Origin of the sequence: Pseudomonas plecoglossicida NBRC 103162 = DSM 15088 (genome assembly GCF_000730665.1) — a bacterium.
Lineage (GTDB): Bacteria > Pseudomonadota > Gammaproteobacteria > Pseudomonadales > Pseudomonadaceae > Aquipseudomonas > Aquipseudomonas plecoglossicida.
In genome coordinates this window covers 21,914-44,835 of record NZ_BBIV01000034.1, presented here as the reverse complement: position 1 = coordinate 44,835, position 22,922 = coordinate 21,914, and the positions used below count along the sequence as shown (strand labels likewise).

Annotated in this window: 20 protein-coding genes; 18 read left to right on the top strand and 2 right to left on the bottom strand. The window is 63.2% G+C overall.

Annotated elements, in window-relative coordinates; genetic code table 11:
- Positions 1-169 precede the first annotated feature (169 nt).
- Positions 170-1,066 (top strand): LysR substrate-binding domain-containing protein, encoded by an 897-nt coding sequence (locus PPL01S_RS18425; RefSeq protein WP_016391378.1) that lies wholly within the window; start codon positions 170-172, stop codon positions 1,064-1,066.
- Between the two features lie 166 nt (positions 1,067-1,232).
- A complete protein-coding gene (locus PPL01S_RS18420; RefSeq protein ID WP_016391379.1) occupies positions 1,233-2,477 on the top strand; it encodes a 2-aminoadipate transaminase in 1,245 nt (414 codons plus the stop codon).
- Between the two features lie 3 nt (positions 2,478-2,480).
- On the opposite strand, the gene PPL01S_RS18415 is transcribed toward PPL01S_RS18420, so the two are convergent.
- Positions 2,481-2,783 carry a hypothetical protein gene (locus PPL01S_RS18415; RefSeq protein WP_016391380.1) on the bottom strand — a complete coding sequence of 101 codons (303 nt, stop codon included), beginning with the start codon at positions 2,781-2,783 and terminating at the stop codon, positions 2,481-2,483.
- Between the two features lie 175 nt (positions 2,784-2,958).
- Between PPL01S_RS18415 and PPL01S_RS18410 the strand changes: the two genes are divergently transcribed.
- Positions 2,959-3,384, top strand: coding sequence for a hypothetical protein (locus PPL01S_RS18410; RefSeq protein WP_028626068.1), 426 nt, complete (start codon positions 2,959-2,961; stop codon positions 3,382-3,384).
- 73 nt (positions 3,385-3,457) lie between these two features.
- The gene (gene fusA / locus PPL01S_RS18405; protein ID WP_016391382.1) at positions 3,458-5,569 is read left to right on the top strand and encodes an elongation factor G; all 2,112 of its coding nucleotides are present in this window, start codon (positions 3,458-3,460) and stop codon (positions 5,567-5,569) included.
- Between the two features lie 39 nt (positions 5,570-5,608).
- Here fusA and PPL01S_RS18400 read toward each other — a convergent pair whose 3' ends face one another.
- Positions 5,609-7,051 (bottom strand): SulP family inorganic anion transporter, encoded by a 1,443-nt coding sequence (locus PPL01S_RS18400; RefSeq protein WP_016391383.1) that lies wholly within the window; start codon positions 7,049-7,051, stop codon positions 5,609-5,611.
- 133 nt (positions 7,052-7,184) lie between these two features.
- Here PPL01S_RS18400 and PPL01S_RS18395 point away from each other — a divergent pair, with 133 nt between their 5' ends.
- The 14 genes from PPL01S_RS18395 to nuoL all read left to right on the top strand — a co-directional run bounded on the left by PPL01S_RS18395 (position 7,185) and on the right by nuoL (position 22,890).
- A complete protein-coding gene (locus PPL01S_RS18395; RefSeq protein ID WP_171817225.1) occupies positions 7,185-7,949 on the top strand; it encodes a secretin N-terminal domain-containing protein in 765 nt (254 codons plus the stop codon).
- Between the two features lie 488 nt (positions 7,950-8,437).
- Complete coding sequence (gene aceA / locus PPL01S_RS18390; RefSeq protein ID WP_008096174.1) at positions 8,438-9,763, top strand: isocitrate lyase; 1,326 nt, start codon at positions 8,438-8,440, stop codon at positions 9,761-9,763.
- Between the two features lie 177 nt (positions 9,764-9,940).
- The gene (locus PPL01S_RS18385; RefSeq protein ID WP_016391385.1) at positions 9,941-10,603 is read left to right on the top strand and encodes a lysoplasmalogenase; all 663 of its coding nucleotides are present in this window, start codon (positions 9,941-9,943) and stop codon (positions 10,601-10,603) included.
- Between the two features lie 380 nt (positions 10,604-10,983).
- Positions 10,984-11,397: an NADH-quinone oxidoreductase subunit A gene (locus tag PPL01S_RS18380; protein WP_003251427.1), complete on the top strand. Its 414-nt coding sequence runs from the start codon at positions 10,984-10,986 to the stop codon at positions 11,395-11,397.
- Positions 11,398-11,406: 9 nt separating this feature from the next.
- On the top strand, positions 11,407-12,084 hold the full coding sequence (locus PPL01S_RS18375) for a NuoB/complex I 20 kDa subunit family protein (RefSeq protein WP_008096180.1): 678 nt from the start codon (positions 11,407-11,409) through the stop codon (positions 12,082-12,084).
- Between the two features lie 79 nt (positions 12,085-12,163).
- The gene (gene nuoC, locus PPL01S_RS18370; RefSeq protein WP_028626069.1) at positions 12,164-13,945 is read left to right on the top strand and encodes an NADH-quinone oxidoreductase subunit C/D; all 1,782 of its coding nucleotides are present in this window, start codon (positions 12,164-12,166) and stop codon (positions 13,943-13,945) included.
- A 2-nt stretch (positions 13,946-13,947) separates the two neighbouring features.
- A complete protein-coding gene (gene nuoE / locus PPL01S_RS18365; protein WP_003251433.1) occupies positions 13,948-14,445 on the top strand; it encodes an NADH-quinone oxidoreductase subunit NuoE in 498 nt (165 codons plus the stop codon).
- On the top strand, positions 14,442-15,806 hold the full coding sequence (gene nuoF / locus PPL01S_RS18360; RefSeq protein ID WP_016391387.1) for an NADH-quinone oxidoreductase subunit NuoF: 1,365 nt from the start codon (positions 14,442-14,444) through the stop codon (positions 15,804-15,806). Before nuoE ends, nuoF begins: the two co-directional genes overlap by 4 nt.
- Positions 15,807-15,938: 132 nt before the next feature.
- Positions 15,939-18,653 (top strand): NADH-quinone oxidoreductase subunit NuoG, encoded by a 2,715-nt coding sequence (nuoG, locus tag PPL01S_RS18355; RefSeq protein ID WP_016391388.1) that lies wholly within the window; start codon positions 15,939-15,941, stop codon positions 18,651-18,653.
- On the top strand, positions 18,650-19,657 hold the full coding sequence (gene nuoH / locus PPL01S_RS18350) for an NADH-quinone oxidoreductase subunit NuoH (RefSeq protein ID WP_016391389.1): 1,008 nt from the start codon (positions 18,650-18,652) through the stop codon (positions 19,655-19,657). Before nuoG ends, nuoH begins: the two co-directional genes overlap by 4 nt.
- An 11-nt stretch (positions 19,658-19,668) precedes the next feature.
- The gene (gene nuoI / locus PPL01S_RS18345) at positions 19,669-20,217 is read left to right on the top strand and encodes an NADH-quinone oxidoreductase subunit NuoI (protein ID WP_003251442.1); all 549 of its coding nucleotides are present in this window, start codon (positions 19,669-19,671) and stop codon (positions 20,215-20,217) included.
- A gap of 10 nt (positions 20,218-20,227) precedes the next feature.
- Complete coding sequence (gene nuoJ, locus PPL01S_RS18340) at positions 20,228-20,728, top strand: NADH-quinone oxidoreductase subunit J (RefSeq protein WP_016391390.1); 501 nt, start codon at positions 20,228-20,230, stop codon at positions 20,726-20,728.
- Between the two features lie 3 nt (positions 20,729-20,731).
- Positions 20,732-21,040, top strand: coding sequence for an NADH-quinone oxidoreductase subunit NuoK (gene nuoK / locus PPL01S_RS18335; protein WP_003251446.1), 309 nt, complete (start codon positions 20,732-20,734; stop codon positions 21,038-21,040).
- Positions 21,037-22,890 (top strand): NADH-quinone oxidoreductase subunit L, encoded by a 1,854-nt coding sequence (gene nuoL / locus PPL01S_RS18330; protein ID WP_016391391.1) that lies wholly within the window; start codon positions 21,037-21,039, stop codon positions 22,888-22,890. The genes nuoK and nuoL overlap by 4 nt, the downstream gene beginning before the upstream one ends.
- The last annotated feature ends 32 nt before the right edge of the window (positions 22,891-22,922 follow it).

Sequence of the window (22,922 nt, the reverse complement as noted above, 5' to 3'; positions counted from 1 at the left end):
TGTTCTGATATCCCCGGTTGCGCACTTGCCTCCTCTTTGCTTCACCGGTTGTAATCGTTGATCGAGGTCAGTATTAATCTATAGGCGCGGGTCAACAAACGACCTTTTCGAAGCACATGATTCCATTCGGGAATGAACTTCTTCCTTTTTTGCTCGGTAAACCCTTGCCATGTCCAAACGCCTGATGCCCTCCACGACCGCCTTGCAGTGCTTCGAGGCCGCCGCCCGCCACCTCAGCCTCACCCGTGCGGCACAAGAGCTGCACCTGACCCAGAGCGCGGTGAGCAAGCAGGTCGCGCAACTGGAAGAGATGCTCGCCCACTCCCTGTTCCAGCGCATTCGGCGGCGCCTGCACCTGACCCCCGCGGGCGCCCTGTACCTGACCGAAGTGAACAAGATCCTTACCCAGATCGACATGTCCAGCCGCTACATCCTCAGCTACGGCGACGAGACCGAAGTGCTGCGCATCGCCACCCAGCCGACCTTCGGTGCGCGCTGGCTGGTGCCCAGGCTCAAGGGCTTCGGTGATCGCCACCCACGCATCCACCTGGACATCCGCAACGAGCTGGAGCCGTTCGACCTGGTGCAGGCCAAGGCCGATATCGCCTTCTTCTTTGGCCAGGGCACCTGGCCGGGGGCGACCTGCATCGAGCTGTTCAGCGAGCAAGTGGTGCCGGTGTGCGCTCCGCAGCTCAAGGCGGCGCAGCGTTTCGACAGCGCCGCAGTGCTTGCCGAGCACCGCCTGCTGCAATGCGGCTCGCGCCCGGAAGCCTGGCATGAATGGTTCCTCGGCCTGGGCCTGCACAGCCAGAACAGCTACCACGGGCCGCGATTCGACACGTTCTACCTGTGCATCCGCGCGGCCATCGCCGGATGTGGCGTTGCCCTGATTCCGCGCTACCTGGTGGCCGAGGAACTGAGCGAGGGCAAGCTGGTGGTGGCCTGGGACCACCCGGTGGCGAGCAATGGGCGGCACTTCATCGCCCATGCCGAGCATGCGGCGGAAGTGCCGAAAGTCAGGGCCTTCGTGCAGTGGATTCGGGAGCGGGTGGCTGAGGGAGATTGAGGATGGCCGTTCTGGCCCTCGCTCTTGTAGGAGCGGATTCATCCGCGATGAGGCCTGCACAGAAAGATCACGAATCCATGGAATGATCGCAATCAAATAATTCGTTTGCGAAATAATGCTCGGGCGCGCTTCGATATTAAAAACTCGAACAAGGTCTGCCTGCCCCATGAACCAGGAAAGTATCAGTCAATCCATTGCCATCGTTCACCCGATCACACTTTCCCACGGCCGTAATGCCGAAGTCTGGGATACCGACGGCAAGCGTTACATCGACTTCGTCGGCGGGATCGGCGTGCTCAACCTGGGTCACTGCAACCCAGCCGTGGTCGAGGCCATTCAGGCCCAGGCCACGCGCCTGACCCACTATGCCTTCAACGCCGCCCCGCACAGCCCTTACCTGGCACTCATGGAACGCCTGGGCGAATTCGTCCCGGTCAGCTATCCGCTGGCCGGCATGCTCACCAACAGTGGCGCGGAAGCTGCAGAAAATGCCTTGAAAGTCGCTCGCGGCGCCACCGGCAAGCGCGCCATCATCGCCTTCGACGGCGGGTTCCATGGGCGCACCTTGGCCACCTTGAACCTCAACGGCAAGGTGGCGCCCTACAAGCAACGGGTCGGTGAGCTGCCGGGGCCGGTCTACCACCTGCCCTACCCCAGTGCCGACACCGGCGTGACCTGCGAGCAGGCGCTCAAGGCCATGGAGCGGCTGTTCAGCGTCGAGCTGGCCGTCGAAGACGTGGCAGCATTCATCTTCGAGCCGGTGCAGGGCGAAGGCGGCTTCCTCGCCATGGACCCGGCATTCGCGCAGGCCCTGCGCCGTTTCTGCGATGAGCACGGGATCCTGATCATCATCGACGAGATCCAGTCGGGCTTCGGCCGCACCGGCCAGCGCTTCGCCTTCCCGCGCCTGGGAATCGAGCCTGACCTGCTGCTGTTGGCCAAGAGCATCGCTGGCGGCATGCCGCTGGGTGCGGTGGTCGGGCGCCAGGCGTTGATGGCTGCCCTGCCCAAGGGAGGGCTGGGTGGCACCTATTCGGGCAACCCCATCGCCTGCGCAGCGGCGCTTGCCAGCCTGGCGCAGATGAGCGACGAAAACCTCGCCACCTGGGGCGAACGCCAGGAGCAGGCCATCGTCGGTCGCGTCGAGCGCTGGCAGGGCACGTACCCGTGCATCGGTCGACTGACCGGCATCGGCGCCATGCGCGGTATCGAATTGGTCAATGCCGACGGCAGCCCGGCACCGGCGCAGTTGACCAAGGTACTGGAGTCGGCGCGCGCCAAGGGGTTGCTGCTGATGCCCAGCGGCAAGGCGCGGCACATCATCCGCCTGCTGGCACCGCTGACCATCGAGGGCGAGGTGCTAGAGGAAGGCCTGGACATCCTCGAGCAGTGCCTGGCGGAACTGGGTTGAGGCTTAAAGGCCCAGTTCTTGCGGAGTGAGCATGTCGGATTCGAAGGCGATCCAGCCTCCTTCGAGTTCGGCATGGCCGTTGACGATCGGGCCGTAGTAGGTCAGGCCGTTCTCCAGGGTCACACAGATGTGCGTGGCCTGTTTCTCAGGTGCCGCGAGCGTACCGACGAAATGCACTTTCTTCAGGGTTTCGGTCACCGCTTCGAGGCCGACACGCATGCCGGGGTTCTCGGAGGCCTCGGTATCGCCGCCACGGTCTTCGGCGCTGATGGTCACGGTGGCGGTGTACGGGTACTTGGTGCTCAAGCGGGGTTACCTCGGTGTCAGATGTAGGCTTGCGGGCGCGTAGAGTACGGCAGCCGTGACGGGTTGTCTCTACCGGCCTTATCGCCGGGCCTGCCCTGCCAGAACCACATGGCCTCCCCCGCCCTGATCTGTTAGGGTGCCCGCCGATGCACGCCACACCACACGAGGACACCGAGTGAGCGCCGAAGAACCCCTGATCGCCGACCTGTTCGAGGTCGACAAACGCCTGACCCTCAAGCCCGTCGTGGACTTCAACAGCTACCTGCGCAATGCCTTCGGCGAAGGCCCGTGTCGTTGCCACCGCTGTGCCGAAGGCGGCGACGAAAGCACCTACAGCCACCTGCACAGCTTCACCTTCGAAGGCCGCACCTGGCACCGCCGTTTCGCCAGTACCGCCGGCAGTGATGTGGCGCAGGTACTGAAAAAAGCCTGGTTGTCGTACACCAAGGCCGAGCTGATGTTGGCCGGTGCCCTTGACCTGGCAACGCTCAAGACGTTCACCGAAAACGCCCTGCACGAGCGCCTGATGGCCCTGCTGCCAGCCAGTGGCCTGGCCCGTGAAATCGACGGCCAGTGGCTGCTGCAGGCCCAGGCCGACTGACAGCCCGGCGGTAAAGCAGGATTCTCCCGCTCTGCTACCTTGGGAGAATCCGCATCGCCGCAGGTAGTCCGTCATGGCCCGTACAACGCCCATCGAGCTGTACCGCAACATTGGTATCGTCGCCCACGTGGACGCCGGCAAGACCACGACCACCGAACGCATCCTGTTCTACACCGGGGTCAACCACAAGATGGGCGAGGTGCACGACGGTGCCGCAACCATGGACTGGATGGCCCAGGAACAGGAGCGCGGCATCACCATCACCTCGGCGGCGACCACGGCCTTCTGGCAAGGCTCGACCAAGCAGTTCGCCGACAGGTACCGCTTCAACATCATCGACACCCCCGGCCACGTCGACTTCACCATCGAGGTGGAGCGCTCGCTGCGTGTGCTCGACGGCGCAGTGGTGGTGTTCAGCGGTGCCGACGGGGTCGAACCGCAATCGGAAACGGTCTGGCGCCAGGCCAACAAGTATCACGTGCCACGGCTGGCCTACATCAACAAGATGGACCGCCAGGGCGCCGATTTCCTGCGCGTGGTCAAGCAGATCGACCAGCGCCTGGGCCATCACCCGGTACCGATCCAGCTGGCCATCGGCAGCGAGGAAAACTTCATCGGCCAGATCGACCTGGTGAAGATGAAGGCCATCTACTGGAACGAGGCCGACCACGGCACCAGCTACCGCGAAGAAGACATCCCCGCGGAACTCCAGGCGCTGGCCGACGAATGGCGAGCGCACATGGTCGAGGCCGCGGCCGAAGCCAGTGACGAGCTGACCATGAAGTTCCTCGAAGGCGAGGAATTGAGCGTCGAGGAGATCAAGGCGGCCCTGCGCCAGCGCACCATCGCCAACGAGATCGTGCCGACCATCCTGGGTTCGTCATTCAAGAACAAGGGCGTGCCACTGATGCTCGATGCCGTCATCGACTACCTGCCCGCGCCCTCGGAAATCCCGGCGATCAAGGGCACCGACCCGGACGACGAAGAGAAGCACCTGGAACGCCACGCAGACGACCATGAGCCGTTTTCGGCCCTTGCCTTCAAGATCGCCACCGACCCTTTCGTCGGCACCCTGACCTTCGCCCGTGTGTACTCCGGCGTGCTCAGCTCGGGCAATGCCGTGCTCAACTCGGTGAAAGGCAAGAAGGAGCGCATCGGCCGCATGGTGCAGATGCACGCCAACCAGCGCGCCGAGATCAAGGACGTGTGTGCCGGCGACATCGCGGCGTTGATCGGCATGAAGGACGTCACCACCGGCGACACCCTGTGCGACATGGACAAGCCGATCATCCTCGAGCGCATGGACTTCCCCGACCCGGTGATCTCCGTGGCGGTGGAGCCCAAGACCAAGGGCGATCAGGAAAAAATGGGCATCGCCCTGGGCAAGCTGGCCCAGGAAGACCCGTCATTCCGTGTGCGCACCGACGAGGAAACCGGCCAGACCATCATCTCCGGCATGGGCGAGTTGCACCTGGACATCATCGTCGACCGCATGCGCCGCGAGTTCAACGTCGACGCCAATATCGGCAAGCCGCAGGTGGCCTATCGCGAGAAGATCCGCAACACCTGCGAGATCGAGGGCCGCTTCGTCCGCCAGTCCGGCGGGCGCGGCCAGTATGGCCACTGCTGGATCCGCTTCGCGCCAGGCGACGAAGGCAAAGAAGGCCTGGAGTTCATCAACGAGATTGTCGGCGGCGTGGTGCCGCGCGAATACATCCCGGCCATCCAGAAAGGCATCGAGGAACAGATGAAGAACGGCGTGCTGGCCGGCTATCCGCTGATCAGCCTGAAAGCAGCGGTTTTCGACGGGTCCTACCATGACGTCGACTCCAACGAGATGGCCTACAAGATCGCCGCCTCCATGGCCACCAAGCAGCTGTCGCAGAAAGGTGGCGCGGTGTTGCTGGAGCCGGTGATGAAGGTGGAGGTGGTCACGCCCGAGGAGTACCAGGGCGATATCCTCGGCGACCTGAGCCGACGCCGCGGCATGATCCAGGATGGCGACGAGACCCCGGCGGGCAAGGTGATCCGTGCCGAGGTGCCACTGGGCGAGATGTTCGGCTATGCCACCTCGATGCGCTCGATGACCCAGGGCCGGGCCAGCTTTTCGATGGAGTTCACCCGCTATGCCGAGGCACCGGCAAGCATTGCTGACGCCATCGTCAAGAAAAACCGCGGGGAGTGATGGAGCGAGGGCTTTGCCGGCGATGGCATCAGCACTGACTCAATGCTGTTCGCCGGCCCGCTTCAGCAGCTTCTTGCACCGCTCCGACAGGTGCACCACGCGCAGCGGCTTGCCCGCCTTGGCATAACGCTCGCGCAACGTCTTCAAAGCCGCAACTGCCGAATAGTCGACGAAGCTCAGGTGCTTGCAGTCCAGGGTCACCTTGGCCGGGTCCTTGGCCGGATCGAACTGGTTGAGAAACACCGTGGTCGAGGCAAAGAACAGCGTTCCGTGTACCTGATAGTGCTTGCTCCCGTCGGCGTCTTCATGGCTCTCGGCATACAACTCCCGCGCATGCTGCCAGGCAAAATTGATCGCGGCGATGACGATGCCGAACAGCACCGCCGTGGCCAGGTCGGTAAATACCGTGACCACGGTTACTGCGATGATTTCCAGCACATCGCTCACCGGCACCTTGTGCAAGACCCGCAAGGATGCCCAGGCGAAGGTCTGCTGGGCGACCACGAACATCACCCCGACCAATGCCGCCAGTGGAATGCGCTCGATCAGCGGCGAAAGGAACAGCACGAACAGCAGGATCATCACCCCGGCCACCACGCCGGATAGCCGGCCACGGCCATTGGAACTGAGGTTGATCACCGTCTGCCCGATCATCGCGCAGCCCCCCATGCCTCCGCACAGCCCGGAGACCATGTTGGCCGCCCCGAGGGCCACGCACTCGCGGTCCGGGTAGCCGCGGCTTTCGCTGATTTCGTCGGTCAGGTTGAGGGTCAGCAGAGTCTCGAGCAGACCGACCATGGCCATGAGCACGGCATAGGGGGCGATGATCTTGAGGGTTTGCACATTCCAGGGCACCTCGGGCAAGGCCAGCGACGGAAGGCCGCCGGCGATGTGCGCCATGTCGCCGAGTGTGCGCGTCGGCAGGCCGAGCAGGTACACCAGCAGCCCGACCCCCAGGATCGCCACCAGCGCTGGCGGCACGGCGCGGGTAATCCTGGGCAGCACATAGACCACCAGCATGGTCAGCGCCACCAGGCCGATCATCAGGTAGAGCGGCGCGCCGCCGAGCCACTGCTCACCCTGCTTGAAGTGCTCCAGCTGGGCCAGGGCGATGACGATCGCCAGGCCATTGACGAAGCCGAGCATCACCGGATAGGGCACCAGACGCACCAACTTGCCCAGGCGCAGCAGGCCGAACAGGATCATCACCACGCCGCCCAGCAACACCGTGGCCAGCAAGTACTGCGCGCCGTGCTGCACGACCAGCGCAACGATCACTACCGCCATGGAACCTGCTGCACCAGAGATCATGCCTGGCCGCCCGCCAAACAGGGCGGTCAGGGTGCAGATGATGAAGGCGCCATACAGGCCCATCAGCGGGTTGAGGTGAGCGACCAGGGCGAAGGCGATGCACTCTGGCACCAGGGCGAACGAAGTGGTCAGGCCGGCAAGCAGGTCGGCGCGAAGTCGGGCGGGTTTCATGAATTTCCTGTGGCGCGATGCGGGCGAAGGGTACAAAGCAAGGGCCGCGATGTTACGGAATTTGACTGCCAGCGGCCACCGCACACCCAGGATCGTGATCCAGGTTCGGCAAATAGCAGACAAATTTGCCATCATGTTGATTCCACCCGCGGAGATCACGGACATGCCGCTACGCCCCTTTTTCGCCTCCCTGATGCTGGCCGCCAGCATCACTGCCCAGGCCGCCACCGAAGTGGTGCCGCTGCAGCACCGAAGCAGTGCCGAACTGCTCCCCGCCGCCCAGTCCTTCATCGGCAAGGACGGCAGCGTCAGCGCCTTCGAGAACAAGTTGATCGTCAACGCCAGCCCCGAGCGCATCGACGACCTGCGCGTCCTCTTGCAGCAGCTCGATACCGCCCCCAAACGCCTGCTGATCAGCGTCGACAACAACGACAGCAACTTCCAGGATGATCGCGGCAACGCCCGGGTGATCCACTACGGCACCAGCAACCGCGAGGGTGGCTTGCAGCAGATCCAGGCCAGTGAAGGCCAGCCGGCGCTGATCCAGGTCGGCCAGAGCATTCCTGTGACCAGCACCAGTACCGACGGTTACGGACGTATTCAAAGCAACACCGAATACCGCAACGTGACCCAGGGCTTCTATGTCACGCCCAGCCTGAGCGGCGAGACGGTTCGTCTGCAAATCAGCAGCAATAATGACCGAATCAGTCAGGAACGTGCAGATGTAGTGAAAGTGCAAAGCACCGACACGACGGTCACCGGCAGGCTCGGCGAATGGATCACCCTGGCAGGCTACAACCAGCAGTCCCAAGCCGGCCGCGAGGGTTCGAGCCGGACCTACAGCACCCAACGGGGTGAAAACATGACTTTACGCGTCAAAGTCGACCTTCTCGACTGATCCCAGGCAATTCAAGGCCTCGACCGAAGGCCTTGAAACTGACCGACAAGTCTCATTAGACCAAAGATGTAGTAAGTGAAAAAAATCACTACAAAACATTTGACAGGCACTTTTTCCCAAGGGCATGATGGCCTCGCTCCCGCTAATCAGGGGCCCTGGCAAGGGCCTTCGAGGCGTACTCCTCCCACCCCTGGAGGCTCCTCGTGTCTATACGGCCCACAAGGCGGTTCGACGGGATTGCGACTGCAACGAAGAAGTTGTCCCGAGGGACGGAAGCGCATCACCGCAGTACTGGCAATCGCGTAGCTCCGCAGCAAGGCAACCACGAGCCGACCTGCAGGCGCATACCTTCGCCCGGCCTGCACACCCCTTCCCCTTCGAGCCTTCGCGTTCGCCGCCGCACTCCCCCGAACAGGACAGCCGCCAGCACCCTGATTCGCAAGCATCAACACAATTACCCCAAGATCGATGCGACGAGGTTTATTTCCATGGCACTGACACGCGAACAGCAAATTGCAGCCCTCGAGAAAGACTGGGCCGAAAACCCGCGCTGGAAAGGCGTGACCCGTACCTACACCGCCGCCGATGTCGTTCGCCTGCGTGGCTCCCTGCAGCCTGAGCACACCTTTGCTCGCCAAGGCGCAGAAAAACTGTGGAAGCTGGTCACCGAAGGTGCCCACCCGTCCTTCCGCCCAGAAAAAGATTTCGTCAACTGCATGGGCGCCCTGACCGGCGGCCAGGCAGTACAACAGGTCAAAGCCGGCATCCAGGCCATCTACCTGTCCGGCTGGCAAGTGGCTGCCGACAACAACTCGGCCGAGTCCATGTACCCTGACCAGTCGCTGTACCCGGTCGACTCCGTACCGACCGTGGTCAAGCGCATCAACAACGCCTTCCGCCGCGCCGACCAGATCCAGTGGAAAGCGGGCAAGAACCCAGGCGACGATGGCTACATCGACTACTTCGCGCCGATCGTGGCCGACGCCGAAGCCGGCTTCGGTGGCGTACTGAACGCCTACGAGCTGATGAAGAACATGATCGAAGCGGGCGCCGCCGGCGTGCACTTCGAAGACCAGCTGGCGTCGGTGAAGAAGTGTGGCCACATGGGTGGCAAGGTACTGGTACCCACCCAAGAAGCCGTGCAGAAGCTGGTTGCAGCACGTCTGGCCGCTGACGTCTCGGGCGTGCCGACCATCATCCTGGCCCGTACCGACGCCAACGCCGCCGACCTGCTGACCAGCGACTGCGACCCTTACGACCAGCCGTTCGTGATCGGCGAGCGTACCCGTGAAGGCTTCTACAAGGTGCGTGCCGGCCTCGACCAGGCCATCGCCCGCGGCCTGGCCTACGCGCCGTACGCCGACCTGATCTGGTGCGAAACCGCCAAGCCGGACCTGGACGAAGCCCGCCGCTTCGCCGAAGCGATCAAGAAGGAGTACCCGGACCAGATCCTGTCGTACAACTGCTCGCCTTCCTTCAACTGGAAGAAGAACCTGGACGACGCCACCATCGCCAAGTTCCAGCGCGAGCTGTCGGCCATGGGCTACAAGCACCAGTTCATCACCCTGGCTGGTATCCACAACATGTGGCACGGCATGTTCAACCTGGCGCACGACTACGCCCGCAACGACATGACCGCCTACGTGAAGCTGCAAGAGCAAGAGTTCGCCGACGCCAGCAAGGGCTACACCTTCGTGGCACACCAGCAGGAAGTCGGCACTGGCTACTTCGACGACATGACCACCGTGATCCAGGGTGGCGCTTCGTCGGTGACTGCACTGACCGGTTCGACCGAGGAAGAGCAGTTCCACTGATAGTGGGTTGCTGCTGAAGAAAGGCCCGGGGGTCGCGAGATCCCCGGGCCTTTTATCGCTTGCTCTGGCCCTCGCCCCCCCTGTGGGAGCCGGCTTGCCGGCGATAGGGCCTAACAGACAACAGCAAACCCCAGTATCTTGACTATGCTTGGGGCAGCCCAGTAGCAAGGACCGTCCATGCCTCGTCCAAGCCACCTGCTCATCCTCGCCGGCGCAGCCGCTGCCCTCTATATATATGCACTGGCCACCGACAACGCCCTGCTCGGCCTTCTGACCAAACCTGTTCCGGTATTGACCCTGATTGCCTGGATGCTCAGCGCGCCTGCGACCGCATACCGCCGCTGGATCACCCTCGGCCTGGGTTTCTCGGTGCTCGGCGACATCCTGCTGGCCATCCCTGCCGACTTGTTCGTCTTCGGCCTGGCCGCTTTCCTTTGCGCGCATCTTGCCTACCTGCGTGCCTATAGCAGCAAAGACCGGCGCCCGGCGCTGCCGGCACTGTTCTTGAGCGCCATCACCGGCATCACCCTGCTGGGCATTCTGGCCAGCCACGGGCTCGGCCCTCTATTGGTTCCGGTAGCGCTATACGCACTGGCCATCAGTGCCATGCTCTGGCGCGCGCTGGCCTGCGGCGGCATGGCAGCGGCGGGCGCCTGCCTGTTCGTGTTCTCCGACAGCCTGATCGGCATCGACCGTTTCGTCAGCGCCTTCGCTGCAGCCCCCTACCTGATCATCATCGCCTACTGGCTGGGCCAATGGGCAATTGCTTCATCGGCCCGCCAGGATGAATCCTGCAAAGTATTGACCCAGAGCAGTGCCCGCGACTGCAGAAGCTGCTAGAACAAAAGTCTTTCGCATTTGCAAGTGGGGTGTGTCGTCGTTTGAACTTTTCAAGGATCAGCAGCGACAAAGTTTCAAGCATCAGATCAAACGCTATTAATTATCATTACAAGTTGGCGTTTCGTTACGCCACGCAAGAAACATAATTAACAAAACCGTGTGCAATGCCCGAATCTCAAGGCTTTCAGCCAGTTAGGAGGGTTTTTTATTCTTAATGCTACGAATAAATTTGCAACGGAAATTTTACTTGCACCGGGTTTACCCATAAAATCAGCCCGATTGATTCAGCTGCGACATTTGGTCACTGCACCTGCGACACCGCGTCGCCGCTCTACTTATTTCAGACTGCAGAGCTGGGTCTCTGTATAAGGATCTCTAGCATGTCCGATTCGGCAGGACTCATCGCCCACAACTGGGGCTTTGCCATCTTCCTCCTGGGTGTCGTCGGCCTGTGTGCCTTCATGCTCGGCCTGTCCAGCCTGCTCGGCAGCAAGGCCTGGGGCCGCGCCAAGAACGAACCTTTCGAATCCGGCATGCTGCCCGTCGGCAGCGCACGCCTGCGCCTGTCCGCTAAATTCTATCTGGTCGCGATGCTGTTCGTGATCTTCGATATCGAAGCCCTCTTTCTCTTTGCATGGTCTGTGTCCGTCCGCGAAAGCGGCTGGACCGGATTCGTCGAAGCACTCGTTTTCATAGCAATTCTGTTGGCAGGTCTTGTCTACCTATGGCGCGTCGGGGCACTTGATTGGGCTCCCGAAGGTCGTCGCAAGCGGCAAGCGAAGCTGAAACAATGAGGCTTTGGCATGCAATACAATCTCACCAGAATCGATCCGGATGCGCCCAACGAGCAGTACCCGGTCGGTGAACGGGAAACCGTCACCGATCAGCTGCTAGAGGACCAGGTCCACAAGAACATCTACATGGGGAAACTCGAAGATGTGCTGCGTGGCGCGGTCAACTGGGGTCGCAAGAACTCCCTCTGGCCGTACAACTTCGGCCTGTCCTGCTGCTACGTGGAAATGACCACGGCCTTCACGGCGCCCCACGACATCGCCCGCTTCGGCGCCGAAGTCATCCGGGCCTCGCCGCGCCAGGCCGACTTCATGGTCATCGCCGGTACCTGCTTCGTCAAGATGGCGCCGATCATCCAGCGCCTGTACGAGCAGATGCTCGAACCGAAGTGGGTCATCTCCATGGGTTCGTGCGCCAACTCCGGCGGCATGTACGACATCTACTCGGTCGTTCAGGGGGTCGACAAGTTCCTCCCCGTGGACGTCTATGTGCCTGGCTGCCCGCCACGCCCTGAGGCTTTCCTGCAAGGCTTGATGCTGCTGCAGGAGTCGATCGGCCAAGAACGACGCCCGCTTTCCTGGGTTGTTGGTGATCAAGGTATTTACCGTGCCGAGATGCCCGCCCAGAAAGACCTGCGTCGTGAGCAGCGCATTGCAGTAACCAACCTGCGCAGCCCCGACGAAGTCTGATCCAGCGACCTGCCGCCCGCGCCCTATGGAGCCGGCGGCCTGGCTTCATTCTTAACGTTGACCCAAAGCGACCGAGACCATGACAGCGGACAACGCTATTTTCATTCCGCCCTACAAGGCTGACGACCAAGATGTGGTCGTCGAACTGCACAACCGTTTTGGCGCCGAAGCATTCGTCGCCCAGGAAACCCGCACCGGTATGCCCGTGCTGTGGGTCAAGCGCGCCCAGCTCAAAGAGGTGCTCAGCTTCCTGCGCGGTGTGGCCAAGCCCTACAGCATGCTGTACGACTTGCACGGCGTCGACGAGCGCCTGCGCACCCAGCGCCGCGGCCTGCCCGCCGCCGATTTCAGCGTGTTCTACCACCTGCTGTCGGTAGAACGTAACAGCGACGTGATGATCAAGGTGTCGCTCAGCGAAGGCGACCTGAACCTGCCGACCGTGACCGGCATCTGGCCCAACGCCAACTGGTACGAGCGCGAAGTCTGGGACATGTTCGGCATCGACTTTGCCGGCCACCCGCACCTGAGCCGCATCATGATGCCGCCCACCTGGGAAGGTCACCCGCTGCGCAAGGACTACCCTGCCCGCGCCACCGAGTTCGACCCCTACAGCCTGACCCTGGCCAAGCAGCAGCTTGAAGAGGAATCGGCACGCTTCAACCCGGAAGCCTGGGGCATGAAACGTCAGGGCGCCAACGAGGACTACATGTTCCTCAACCTCGGCCCCAACCACCCGTCCGCCCACGGTGCGTTCCGTATCGTCCTGCAGCTGGACGGTGAAGAGATCGTCGACTGCGTTCCGGACATCGGCTACCACCACCGTGGCGCCGAGAAGATGGCTGAGCGCCAGTCCTGGCACAGCTTCATCCCCTACACCGACCGTATCGACTACCTCGGCGGGGTGATGAACAACCTGCCGTACGTCCTGGCGGTGGAAAAGCTGGCCGGCATCAAGGTGCCGCAGAAGGTCGACGTGATTCGCATCATGCTCGCCGAGTTCTTCCGCATCACCAGCCACCTGCTGTTCCTGGGTACCTACATCCAGGACGTTGGCGCGATGACCCCGGTGTTCTTCACCTTCACCGACCGCCAGCGCGCCTACACCGTGATCGAAGCGATCACCGGATTCCGCCTGCACCCGGCCTGGTACCGCATCGGTGGCGTCGCCCACGACCTGCCACGCGGCTGGGACAAGCTGGTCAAGGACTTCGTCGAGTGGCTGCCCAAGCGCCTGGACGAATACACCAAGGCCGCCCTGCAGAACAGCATCCTCAAGGGCCGTACCGTCGGCGTTGCCGCGTACAACACCAAGGAAGCGCTGGAATGGGGCACCACCGGTGCCGGCCTGCGCTCCACCGGTTGCGACTTCGACCTGCGCAAAGCACGCCCCTACTCCGGCTACGAGAACTTCGAGTTCGAAGTACCGCTGGCCCACAACGGCGATGCCTACGATCGCTGCATGGTCCGTGTCGAGGAGATGCGCCAGAGTATCCGCATCATCGACCAGTGCCTGCGCAACATGCCGGAAGGCCCGTACAAGGCGGACCACCCGCTGACCACGCCGCCGCCGAAAGAGCGCACCCTGCAGCACATCGAGACCCTGATCACGCACTTCCTGCAAGTCTCGTGGGGCCCGGTCATGCCGGCCAACGAGTCGTTCCAGATGATCGAGGCGACCAAGGGCATCAACAGTTACTACCTGACGAGCGATGGCGGCACCATGAGCTACCGCACCCGGATCCGTACCCCGAGCTACCCGCACCTGCAGCAGATCCCTTCGGTGATCAAAGGCAGCATGGTCGCCGACCTCATTGCGTACCTGGGCAGTATCGACTTCGTTATGGCTGACGTGGACCGCTAAGCATGAACAGCACGCTTATCCAAACCGACCGTTTCGCCCTGAGCGAAACCGAGCGCTCGGCCATCGAGCACGAGATGCATCACTACGAGGACCCGCGCGCGGCGTCCATCGAAGCCCTGAAGATCGTCCAAAAGGAACGTGGCTGGGTGCCGGATGGCGCCATCCACGCCATCGGCGAAGTGCTGGGCATCCCGGCAAGCGACGTCGAGGGTGTGGCCACCTTCTACAGCCAGATCTTCCGCCAGCCAGTCGGCCGCCACATCATTCGCGTGTGCGACAGCATGGTCTGCTACATCGGCGGGCACGAGTCGGTCGTCAGCCAGATCCAGAGCGAACTGGGCATCGGCCTCGGCCAGACTACCGCGGACGGCCGCTTCACCCTGCTGCCAGTGTGCTGCCTGGGCAACTGCGACAAGGCCCCTGCGCTGATGATCGACGACGACACCTTCGGCGACGTACAGCCGGCTGGCGTCTCCAAGCTGCTGGAGGGTTACGTATGACCATCACTTCCTTCGGCCCGGCCAACCGCATCGCGCGCTCGGCCGAAACCCACCCGCTGACCTGGCGCCTGCGTGACGACGGCGAGCCGGTCTGGCTTGCCGAATACGAATCCAAGAACGGCTACGCCGCTGCCCGCAAGGCGCTGGCGCAGATGTCGCAGGACGACATCGTCCAGACCGTCAAGGACTCCGGCCTCAAGGGCCGTGGCGGCGCGGGCTTCCCCACTGGCGTGAAGTGGGGCCTGATGCCCAAAGACGAATCCATGAACATCCGCTACCTGCTGTGCAACGCGGACGAAATGGAGCCGAACACCTGGAAGGACCGCATGCTGATGGAGCAACAGCCCCATCTGCTGGTCGAGGGCATGCTGATCAGCGCCCGCGCCCTGAAGGCCTACCGTGGCTACATCTTCCTGCGTGGCGAATACACCACCGCAGCGAAGAACCTCAACCGCGCCATCGACGAAGCCAAGGCAGCAGGCCTGCTGGGCAAGAACATCATGGGCAGCGGTTTCGACTTCGAGCTGTTCGTCCACACCGGTGCCGGCCGCTACATCTGCGGTGAAGAAACCGCACTGATCAACTCGCTGGAAGGCCGCCGCGCCAATCCGCGCTCCAAGCCGCCCTTCCCTGCCGCCGTTGGCGTGTGGGGCAAGCCGACGTGCGTGAACAACGTCGAGACCCTGTGCAACGTGCCAGCCATCGTCGCCAACGGCAACGACTGGTACAAGTCGCTGGCCCGCGAAGGCAGCGAAGACCACGGCACCAAGCTGATGGGCTTCTCCGGCAAGGTGAAGAACCCGGGCCTGTGGGAGCTGCCGTTCGGCGTCACCGCCCGCGAGCTGTTCGAAGACTACGCCGGGGGCATGCGCGACGGCTTCAGGCTCAAGTGCTGGCAGCCAGGTGGCGCCGGTACCGGCTTCCTGCTGCCCGAGCACCTCGACGCCCAGATGTACGCCGGCGGCATCGCCAAGGTCGGCACCCGTATGGGCACCGGCCTGGCCATGGCGGTCGACGACAGCGTCAACATGGTTTCGCTGCTGCGCAACATGGAAGAGTTCTTCGCCCGCGAGTCGTGCGGCTGGTGCACGCCTTGCCGTGATGGCCTGCCGTGGAGCGTGAAGATGCTGCGCGCACTGGAGAAAGGCCAGGGCCGCGCCGAAGACATCGAGACCCTGCTGGGTCTGGTCAACTTCCTCGGCCCAGGCCGTACCTTCTGTGCTCACGCACCGGGTGCCGTCGAGCCGCTTGGCAGTGCCATCAAATACTTCCGGTCCGAGTTCGAGGCCGGTGTCGCACCAGCATCTGCCAGCGACACCCTGCGCCCCGATCTGGCCAAGCCGATCGTGGTCGGCGCATAACAAGATGATTAGGCGGGTGGTCCGTGCCACTCGCCAGCTTGCCGACAGGCCCGAGTGATCGTGGCGTGCCGCAAGCTCACCGATTTCCATTAGCCACGCCCGCTCACGCGGGCCAACGAAGAACTTTGAACAATGGCCACTATCCACGTAGACGGCAAAGCGCTCGAAGTCAACGGTGCAGACAACCTGTTACAGGCGTGTCTGTCGCTCGGCCTCGACATCCCTTATTTCTGCTGGCACCCGGCGCTCGGTAGCGTTGGCGCCTGCCGGCAGTGTGCGGTCAAGCAGTACACCGACGAGAACGACACCCGCGGTCGTATCGTCATGTCCTGCATGACCCCTGCCTCCGACGGCACCTGGATCTCCATCGACGATGACGAGTCCAAGGCGTTCCGCGCCAGCGTCGTCGAATGGCTGATGACCAACCACCCGCACGACTGCCCGGTGTGCGAGGAAGGCGGTCACTGCCACCTGCAGGACATGACGGTAATGACCGGCCACAACGAGCGCCGCTACCGTTTCACCAAGCGTACCCACCAGAACCAGGACCTCGGCCCGTTCATCGCCCACGAGATGAACCGCTGCATCGCCTGCTACCGCTGCGTGCGTTACTACAAGGACTACGCAGGCGGCACCGACCTGGGTGTCTATGGCGCCCACGACAACGTGTACTTCGGTCGCGTCGAAGACGGTGTGCTGGAAAGCGAATTCTCCGGCAACCTGACCGAGGTCTGCCCGACCGGCGTGTTCACCGACAAGACTCACTCCGAGCGCTACAACCGCAAGTGGGACATGCAGTTCGCCCCGAGCATCTGCCATGGTTGCTCCAGCGGCTGCAACATCAGCCCGGGCGAGCGCTACGGCGAACTGCGCCGGATCGAGAACCGCTTCAACGGTTCGGTCAACCAGTACTTCCTGTGCGACCGCGGCCGCTTCGGCTATGGCTACGTCAACCGCACCGATCGCCCACGCCAGCCGTTCCTTGCCGATGGCACCAAGCTGAGCCTGGACGCCGCCCTGGACAAGGCCGCCGACCTGCTGCGCGGCCGTACCATCGTCGGTATCGGCTCGCCACGCGCCAGCCTCGAAAGCAACTATGGGCTGCGTGAACTGGTCGGTGCCGACTACTTCTATTCGGGTATGGAAGCCGGCGAACTGGCCCGCGTGCGCCTGGCTCTGAGCGTGCTGAACAACAGCCCGCTGCCGGTGCCGACCCTGCGCGACATCGAAGACCACGACGCCGTGTTCGTGCTCGGTGAAGACCTGACCCAGACCGCAGCCCGCGTTGCCCTGGCCGTGCGCCAGGCCACCAAAGGCAAGGCCGAAGCCATGGCCGAGGCGATGAAGGTACAACCGTGGCTCGACGCCGCAGTGAAGAACATCGGCCAGCACGCGCTGTACCCGCTGTTCATCGCCTCGCTGGCTGAAACCAAGCTCGACGACGTTGCCGAGGAGTGCGTGCACGCCTCTCCGGCCGACCTCGCCCGCATCGGCTTTGCCGTGGCCCACGCCATCGACCCGAGCGCACCCGCGGTTGCCGGCCTGGACCAGGAAGCGCAAGCCCTGGCCCAGCGCATCGCCGATGCCCTGGTCGCTGCCAAGCGTCCGCTGGTGGTCGCCGGTACTTCCCTGGCCGATCCGGCATTGATCGAAGCCGCCGCCAACATCGCCAAGGCCCTGAAGCTGCGCGAGAAGAACGGTTCGCTGAGCCTGGTCGTGCCTGAGGCCAACAGCCTCGGCATGGCGATGCTGGGCGGCGAGTCCGTCGATGCCGCGCTGGACGCGGTCATCAGCGGCAAGGCCGACGCTATCGTGGTGCTGGAAAACGACCTGTACGCCCGCGTTCCGGCCGCCAAGGTCGATGCAGCCCTGGCTGCGGCCAAGGTGGTGATCGTCGCCGACCATTCCAAGACCGCGACCCTCGACCGCGCCCACCTGGTGCTGCCGGCTGCCTCCTTCGCCGAAGGCGACGGTACCCTGGTCAGCCAGGAAGGCCGTGCCCAGCGCTTCTTCCAGGTGTTCGACCCGCAGTACCTGGACAGCAGCATCCTGGTTCACGAAGGCTGGCGCTGGATGCACGCCCTGCGTGCCACCCTGCTCAACAAGCCGGTCGACTGGACCCAGCTGGACCACGTCACCAGCGCCTGCGCCGAAGCCGCCCCGCAACTGGCCGGCATCGTCAACGCAGCGCCAAGCGCCGCGTTCCGCATCAAGGGCATGAAGCTGGCCCGTGAGCCGCTGCGCTACTCCGGCCGTACCGCCATGCGCGCCAACATCAGCGTGCACGAGCCACGTACCCCGCAGGACAAGGACACCGCGTTCGCCTTCTCCATGGAAGGCTACTCGGGCTCGGCCGAGCCGCGCCAGCAAGTGCCGTTCGCCTGGTCGCCGGGCTGGAACTCGCCGCAAGCCTGGAACAAGTTCCAGGACGAGGTCGGTGGCCACCTGCGTGCCGGTGACCCGGGCGTGCGCCTGATCGAATCGCAAGGCGATCGCCTGAACTGGTTCAATGCCATCCCGGGCGCCTTCAACCCGGCCCGTGGCACCTGGACCGCGGTACCGTTCTTCCACCTGTTCGGCAGCGAAGAGAGCTCCTCGCGCGCCGCCCCGGTGCAAGCGCGCATCCCGGCGGCCTACGTGGCCTTGGCCAAGTCCGAAGCCGACCGCCTGGGTGTCAACGAAGGTGCCCTGCTGAGCCTGAACGTTGCCGGCGTTTCGCTGCGCCTGCCGCTGCGTATCAATGAACAACTGGGCGCTGGTCTGGTTGCGCTGCCGAAAGGCCTGGCCGGCATTCCGCCTGCCATCTTCGGTGCATCCGTCGAAGGTCTGCAGGAGGCAGCACAATGAGCTGGTTCACCCCCGAAGTGATCGATGTGATCCTCACCGTGATCCGGGCCATCGTGGTCCTGCTCGCGGTGGTGGTCTGCGGCGCGCTGCTCAGCTTCGTCGAGCGCCGCCTGCTGGGCTGGTGGCAGGACCGTTACGGTCCGAACCGCGTCGGCCCGTTCGGCATGTTCCAGATCGCAGCCGACATGCTGAAGATGTTCTTCAAGGAAGACTGGAACCCGCCCTTCGTCGACCGCGTGATCTTCACCCTGGCACCGGTAGTGGCCATGAGCGCCCTGCTGATCGCCTTCGTGGTCATCCCGATCACCCCGACCTGGGGCGTCGCCGACCTGAACATCGGCCTGCTGTTCTTCTTCGCCATGGCCGGTCTGTCGGTCTATGCGGTGCTTTTCGCCGGTTGGTCGTCGAACAACAAGTACGCCCTGCTGGGCAGCTTGCGGGCGTCGGCACAGACCGTGTCGTACGAAGTGTTCCTGGGCCTGGCGCTGATGGGCGTGGTGGTTCAGGTGGGCTCGTTCAACATGCGCGACATCGTTGAATACCAGGCCCAGAACCTGTGGTTCATCATTCCGCAGTTCTTCGGCTTCTGCACCTTCTTCATCGCTGGCGTCGCCGTGACCCACCGTCACCCGTTCGACCAGCCGGAAGCGGAGCAGGAACTGGCCGACGGTTACCACATCGAGTATGCCGGCATGAAATGGGGCATGTTCTTCGTCGGTGAGTACATCGGCATCATCCTCATCTCGGCGCTGCTGGTGACCCTGTTCTTCGGCGGCTGGCACGGCCCGTTCGGCATCCTGCCGCAACTGTCGTTCCTGTGGTTCGCGCTGAAGACCGCGTTCTTCATCATGCTGTTCATCCTGCTGCGCGCCTCGATCCCGCGCCCACGCTATGACCAGGTGATGGACTTCAGCTGGAAGTTCTGCCTGCCGCTGACCCTGATCAATTTGCTGGTGACCGCTGCGATCGTGCTCTACAACACGCCAGCCGTCGCGGCCCAGTGAGGATTTGACCCATGTTCAAGTATATCGGCGACATCGTTAAGGGCACCGGCACCCAGCTGCGCAGCCTGGCAATGGTGTTCTCCCACGGGTTCCGCAAGCGCGATACCCTGCAGTACCCCGAAGAGCCCGTGTACCTGCCGCCGCGCTACCGCGGCCGCATCGTCCTCACCCGCGACCCCGATGGCGAGGAGCGCTGCGTAGCGTGCAACCTCTGCGCGGTGGCCTGCCCGGTTGGCTGCATCTCGCTGCAGAAGGCCGAGACCGAGGACGGCCGCTGGTACCCGGAGTTCTTCCGCATCAACTTCTCGCGTTGCATTTTCTGCGGCCTGTGTGAAGAAGCGTGCCCGACCACCGCGATCCAGCTGACGCCGGATTTCGAAATGGCCGAGTTCAAGCGTCAGGACCTGGTGTACGAGAAAGAAGATCTGCTGATCTCCGGCCCCGGCAAGAACCCTGACTACAACTTCTACCGTGTTGCGGGTATGGCGATCGCTGGCAAGCCGAAGGGCTCTGCACAGAACGAAGCCGAGCCGATCAACGTGAAGAGCTTGCTCCCATAAGGACAGAAAGATGGAATTCGCTTTCTACTTCGCATCCGGGATCGCCGTGGTCTCCACCCTTCGGGTGGTCACCGGCACCAACCCCGTGCACGCCTTGCTTTACCTGATCATTTCGCTGATTTCCGTGGCCATGATCTTCTTCTCCCTGGGTGCGCCGTTCGCCGGCGCCCTGGAAGTGATCGCCTACGCCGGCGCCATCATGGTGCTGTTCGTGTTCGTGGTGATGATGCTCAACCTCGGGCCGGCTTCGGTCGCCCAGGAACGGGGCTGGCTCAAGCCCGGTATCTGGGCGGGGCCGGTGATCCTCGGCGCCCTGCTGCTGCTCGAACTGCTGTACGTGCTGTTCGTAGCCCCGAGCGGCGCCGGCATCAGCGGCACCACCGTGGGCCCGAAAGAAGTGGGCATCAGCCTGTTCGGCCCGTACCTGCTGGTGGTCGAACTGGCTTCGATGCTGCTGCTGGCTGCAGCCGTCACCGCCTTCCACCTGGGCCGCAACGAGGCGAAGGAGTAAATCATGGGTGCTATCCCTCTCGAACATGGTCTGGCGGTCGCCGGCATCCTGTTCTGCTTAGGTCTGGTTGGCCTGATGGTCCGCCGCAACATCCTCTTCGTGCTCATGAGCCTGGAAGTCATGATGAACGCCTCTGCCCTGGCGTTCGTCGTCGCCGGCGCCCGTTGGGTCCAGCCCGACGGCCAGGTGATGTTCATTCTGGTGATCAGCCTGGCAGCCGCCGAGGCCAGCATTGGCCTGGCCATCCTGCTGCAGTTGTATCGCCGCTTCCACACTCTCGACATCGATGCTGCCAGTGAGATGCGCGGATGAACCTTATCTTCCTGACTTTCGTCTTCCCCCTGATCGGCTTCCTGCTGCTGTCGTTCTCGCGCGGGCGGTTCTCGGAGAACCTGTCCGCACTGATCGGCGTCGGCTCGGTCGGCCTCTCGGCCGCCGTGGCCGCCTACGTGATCTGGCAGTTCAACGTCGCCCCGCCTGAAGGCGGCGCCTACAGCCTGCTGCTGTGGCAGTGGATGTCGGTGGACGGCTTCGCGCCCAACTTCACCCTGTACGTGGATGGCCTGTCGGTCACCATGCTGGGTGTGGTCACCGGCGTCGGCTTCCTGATCCACCTGTTCGCCTCCTGGTACATGCGTGGCGAAACCGGCTACTCGCGCTTCTTCGCATACACCAACCTGTTCATCGCCAGCATGCTGTTCCTGGTGCTGGGCGACAACCTGCTGTTCATCTACTTCGGCTGGGAAGGCGTGGGCCTGTGCTCGTACCTGTTGATCGGTTTCTACTACAGCAACCGCAACAACGGCAACGCGGCACTCAAGGCCTTCATCGTCACCCGCATCGGCGACGTGTTCATGGCCATCGGCCTGTTCATCCTGTTCGCCCAGCTGGGTACCCTGAACGTGCAGGAACTGCTGGTGCTGGCACCGCAGAAGTTCCAGGCCGGTGACACCTGGATGGTGCTGGCGACCCTGATGCTGCTGGGCGGTGCGGTCGGCAAGTCGGCCCAGCTGCCACTGCAGACCTGGCTGGCCGACGCGATGGCGGGCCCGACTCCGGTCTCGGCACTGATCCACGCGGCAACCATGGTGACCGCAGGCGTGTACCTGATCGCCCGTACCAACGGCCTGTTCCTGCTGGCGCCGGACATCCTGCACCTGGTCGGCGTCGTCGGCGGCGTGACCCTGGTACTGGCCGGCTTCGCTGCCCTGGTGCAAACCGACATCAAGCGTATCCTCGCCTACTCGACCATGAGCCAGATCGGCTACATGTTCCTGGCCCTGGGCGTCGGCGCCTGGGACGCGGCGATCTTCCACCTGATGACCCACGCCTTCTTCAAGGCCCTGCTGTTCCTTGCCTCCGGTGCGGTGATCGTTGCCTGCCACCACGAGCAGAACATCTTCAAGATGGGCGGTCTGTGGAAGAAGCTGCCGCTGGCCTATGCCAGCTTCGTGGTCGGTGGTGCTGCCCTGGCCGCCCTGCCGATCGTCACCGTGGGCTTCTACTCCAAGGACGAGATCCTCTGGGAAGCCTTCGCCAGCGGCAACAGCGGCCTGCTGTATGCCGGCCTGGTCGGTGCCTTCATGACCTCGCTGTACACCTTCCGCCTGATCTTCATCGCCTTCCACGGCGAAGCCAAGACCGAAGCCCACGCTGGCCATGGCATCAGCCACTGGCTGCCACTGGGCGTGCTGATCGTGCTGTCGACCTTCATCGGCGCCTGGATCCACCCGCCGCTGGCAGGCGTGCTGCCTGAAAGCGCAGGTCACGCCGGCGGCGAAGCCAAGCACGCGCTGGAAATCACCTCGGGCGCCATCGCCATCGCCGGTATCCTGCTGGCCGCGGTGCTGTTCCTGGGCAAGCGTCGCCTGGTGTCCGCCATCGCCAACAGCGGCATCGGCCGCGTCCTGTCGGCCTGGTGGTTCGCCGCCTGGGGCTTCGACTGGATCTACGACAAGCTCTTCGTCAAACCTTACCTGCTGATCAGCCACCTCCTGCGCAAGGACCCGGTAGATCGCAGCATCGGCCTGATCCCTCGCATGGCTCGCGGCGGCCACGTCGCCATGAGCAAGACCGAGACTGGCCAGCTGCGCTGGTACACCGCCTCGATCGCCGTCGGTGCCGTGCTGGTCATCGGCGCCGTGGTAGTGGCTGCGGTATGACAATGAATCTTGCGACTTTGCCAAAGGAAACC

Excerpts from the sequence above, each read along its gene's own strand:
- PPL01S_RS18425 (WP_016391378.1), top strand. The coding sequence starts at position 170 with ATGTCCAAACGCCTGATGCCCTCCACGACCGCCTTGCAGTGCTTCGAG.
- PPL01S_RS18420 (WP_016391379.1), top strand. The coding sequence starts at position 1,233 with ATGAACCAGGAAAGTATCAGTCAATCCATTGCCATCGTTCACCCGATC.
- fusA (WP_016391382.1), top strand. The coding sequence starts at position 3,458 with ATGGCCCGTACAACGCCCATCGAGCTGTACCGCAACATTGGTATCGTC.
- PPL01S_RS18400 (WP_016391383.1), bottom strand. The coding sequence starts at position 7,051 with ATGAAACCCGCCCGACTTCGCGCCGACCTGCTTGCCGGCCTGACCACT.
- PPL01S_RS18395 (WP_171817225.1), top strand. The coding sequence starts at position 7,185 with ATGTTGATTCCACCCGCGGAGATCACGGACATGCCGCTACGCCCCTTT.
- aceA (WP_008096174.1), top strand. The coding sequence starts at position 8,438 with ATGGCACTGACACGCGAACAGCAAATTGCAGCCCTCGAGAAAGACTGG.
- PPL01S_RS18385 (WP_016391385.1), top strand. The coding sequence starts at position 9,941 with ATGCCTCGTCCAAGCCACCTGCTCATCCTCGCCGGCGCAGCCGCTGCC.
- PPL01S_RS18380 (WP_003251427.1), top strand. The coding sequence starts at position 10,984 with ATGTCCGATTCGGCAGGACTCATCGCCCACAACTGGGGCTTTGCCATC.
- PPL01S_RS18375 (WP_008096180.1), top strand. The coding sequence starts at position 11,407 with ATGCAATACAATCTCACCAGAATCGATCCGGATGCGCCCAACGAGCAG.
- nuoC (WP_028626069.1), top strand. The coding sequence starts at position 12,164 with ATGACAGCGGACAACGCTATTTTCATTCCGCCCTACAAGGCTGACGAC.
- nuoE (WP_003251433.1), top strand. The coding sequence starts at position 13,948 with ATGAACAGCACGCTTATCCAAACCGACCGTTTCGCCCTGAGCGAAACC.
- nuoF (WP_016391387.1), top strand. The coding sequence starts at position 14,442 with ATGACCATCACTTCCTTCGGCCCGGCCAACCGCATCGCGCGCTCGGCC.
- nuoG (WP_016391388.1), top strand. The coding sequence starts at position 15,939 with ATGGCCACTATCCACGTAGACGGCAAAGCGCTCGAAGTCAACGGTGCA.
- nuoH (WP_016391389.1), top strand. The coding sequence starts at position 18,650 with ATGAGCTGGTTCACCCCCGAAGTGATCGATGTGATCCTCACCGTGATC.
- nuoI (WP_003251442.1), top strand. The coding sequence starts at position 19,669 with ATGTTCAAGTATATCGGCGACATCGTTAAGGGCACCGGCACCCAGCTG.
- nuoJ (WP_016391390.1), top strand. The coding sequence starts at position 20,228 with ATGGAATTCGCTTTCTACTTCGCATCCGGGATCGCCGTGGTCTCCACC.
- nuoK (WP_003251446.1), top strand. The coding sequence starts at position 20,732 with ATGGGTGCTATCCCTCTCGAACATGGTCTGGCGGTCGCCGGCATCCTG.
- nuoL (WP_016391391.1), top strand. The coding sequence starts at position 21,037 with ATGAACCTTATCTTCCTGACTTTCGTCTTCCCCCTGATCGGCTTCCTG.